Below are 2595 nucleotides of genomic sequence, written 5' to 3'. Positions count from 1 at the left end.
CGAGGTCGGGGTCGTCGGACAGCGGCGCTACCAGTGCCATGCAGCAGGCCGCGGCCGGCGCGGTGCCGGCGGCGATCAATTGCGCGGCGCGCACCAGCATGCGCGTCGACGCGCCTTCGTCCAGCCCCTCGCCCTGCAGGCGGCGCGTGCGCACGCCCAGCGCCACCAGGCTGGCGGCTAGGTCGGTGGGGATGCCGGACTCGCGCGCCACGATCTCCACCTCCACCTCGGTGCCGGGGTAGCTGCAGTCCAGCGCGCAGAAGCGCTGCCGCGTCGCGGCCTTCAGCTCGCGGGGCGCGCCCGGCGTGCCGGGGTTGTAGGACACCACCAGCTGGAAATCGGGGTGTGCCTTCAGCAGCTCGTTGCGGCGGTCGATCGGCAGCAGGCGCCGCGTGTCGGTGAGCGGGTGGATCACCGCCAGCGTGTCGGCCCGCGCCTCCACCACCTCGTCGAGGTAGCAGATCGCGCCGTGCCGCACCGCCAGCGTCAGCGGGCCGTCCTGCCAGTGCGTGCCGTCGGCGTCGAGCAGGTGGCGGCCCACCAGGTCGCCGACGCTGGTGTCGTCGTTGCAGGCCACGGTGATCAGCGGGCGCTGCAGTGCCCAGGCCATGCGCTCCACCAGCCGCGTCTTGCCGCAGCCGGTGGGGCCCTTCAGCATCACCGGCAGGCGCTGCGCGCAGGCGGCCTCGAACAGCGCCAGCTCGTCGCCCACGCTGCGGTAGTAGGGCTCGGTGGCGATGCGGTAGGCGTCCATCCGCAGGGCGGCGGCTGCGGCGGGCGCCGCCCGGGGCGTGGGCGCGAGCATGTCGATCGCGCCCACCTCAGCGGTGGCCCACGCTGCCCTGGTGGGGCAGGCCCTCGATGGGGGCCTCGTCGGTGCCCACCGTGCTGCGGGTGAAGGACTCCACCTTCTCGCGCATCGCCTCGGGGTCGGCGATCCACTGCGCATAGAAGTCGTATGGGCAGGCGGCCACGCCCTTGTCGCCCTCGCGCGAGTTGATCATGCCGGTGTAGCCGCGGTGCAGCAGCTTGAACAGGTGGTTCTCGCTCTGGCCGTTGCGGCGGAAATCGCGGATCAGGCTCTTGCTGAGCGCCGCGTACTGGATGCCCATTTCCTCCTCGCCGCACTCGCCCAGCGTGCGGCCGTCGAAGCCGATGATCGCGCTGTGGCCGAAGTACGAGTACACGCCGTCGAAGCCCGCCGCGTTGGCCACCGCCACGTAGGTGTTGTTGGCGAAGGCCATGGCCTTGCTGATCAGCACCTGCTGCTCCTTGGCCGGGTACATGTAGCCCTGGCAGCGCACGATCAGCTCGGCGCCCTTCATCGCGCAGTCGCGCCAGATCTCGGGGTAGTTGCCGTCGTCGCAGATGATGAGGCTGACCTTCAGGCCCTTCGGGCCTTCGCTCACGTAGGTGCAGTGGCCCGGGTACCAGCCCTCGATGGGCACCCACGGCATGATCTTGCGGTACTTCTGGACGATCTCGCCCTGGTCGTTCATGAGGATCAGCGTGTTGTACGGCGCCTTGTGCGGATGCTCCTCGTGCTGCTCGCCGGTGAGCGAGAACACGCCCCACACCTTGGCCTGGCGGCACGCGGCGGCGAAGATCTCCGTCTCGGCGCCCGGCACCGTGGCCGCGTTGGCGTACATCTCGGCGCTGTCGTACATGATCCCGTGGGTGCTGTACTCCGGGAAGATCACCAGGTCCAGCCCCGGCAGCCCGGCCTTCATGCCCACCACCATGTTCGCGATCTGCTTCGCGTTGGCCAGCACCTCGGCCTTCGTGTGCAGGCGCGGCATCTTGTAGTTGACGACGGCCACGCCCACGGTGTCCTTGCTGCTGGAAATGTCTCCGTGGATCATGGGGGCGCTCCTGCTCCTGATGCGGCTGATGAACGAATCCATTCTTCGGTGGCCCCTCCGCCCGGTGAATACGTTGATTGACGTAGGCCGCGCGACGCGCCGCATCGTGTGCGTGACGGCCCTGCTGCTGCTCGCCGCCGGGGCCTGCGGCGCCGCGCAGGACACGCTCGATGCCGATGAAGCGCCCCCCACCCCCGCCAGCCACGCGCGCTGGCTGCCGCCGCAGGTGCAGCTGCTGCGCGACCTGCGCTACGGCGACCACGAGCGCCAGCGCCTCGACGTGTACCGGCCCGCCCAGGCGCAAGGCGCGGCCACCGTCTTCATGGTGCACGGCGGCGGCTGGGCGCACGGCGACAAGGCCATGGACTCGGTGGTGAAGCACAAGGTGCAGGCCTGGGTGCCGCGCGGCGTGGTGGTGGTGTCGGTCAACTACCGCCTGCTGCCGCAGGCCGCGCCGCTGGAGCAGGCGCGCGACGTGGCCCGTGCGCTGGCGTTCGCCCAGTCGCGCAGCACCGAATGGGGCGGTGACCCCGCGCGCTTCGTGCTCATGGGCCATTCGGCCGGCGCCCACCTTGTGGCGCTGCTGGACGCCATGCCCGCCCTCGCGGCCGAGGCCGGTGCCACGCGCTGGCTCGGCAGCGTGCTGCTCGACAGCGCCGCGCTCGACGTGCCGGCGCTGATGCAGGCACGCCACCTGCGGCTGTTCGACCGCGCCTTCGGGCGCGACCCGGCG

General features: G+C 71.1%; 3 protein-coding genes. 1 reads left to right on the top strand and 2 read right to left on the bottom strand.

Annotated elements, in window-relative coordinates:
• Together Y694_RS21180 and Y694_RS21175 are read right to left on the bottom strand one after the other, a co-directional pair.
• Window positions 1-805, bottom strand: an 805-nt coding sequence (locus tag Y694_RS21180; protein WP_081782306.1) for a CbbQ/NirQ/NorQ/GpvN family protein, incomplete at its 3' end; no start/stop codon positions are given.
• 16 nt (window positions 806-821) lie between these two features.
• Entirely contained in the window at window positions 822-1862 is a 1041-nt protein-coding gene (locus Y694_RS21175) for an aliphatic amidase (protein WP_036236347.1), read from the bottom strand.
• A 64-nt stretch (window positions 1863-1926) separates the two neighbouring features.
• On the opposite strand from Y694_RS21175, the gene Y694_RS21170 reads away from it, so the two are divergent.
• Window positions 1927-2595: alpha/beta hydrolase (locus Y694_RS21170; RefSeq protein WP_231497829.1), on the top strand; the 669-nt coding region annotated here is incomplete at its 3' end.

Source organism: Methylibium sp. T29-B, assembly GCF_000576225.1.
Lineage (GTDB): Bacteria > Pseudomonadota > Gammaproteobacteria > Burkholderiales > Burkholderiaceae_C > Methylibium > Methylibium petroleiphilum.
Note: the sequence above shows the minus strand (reverse complement) of the source record. Positions and strands in the feature narration are given on the sequence as shown.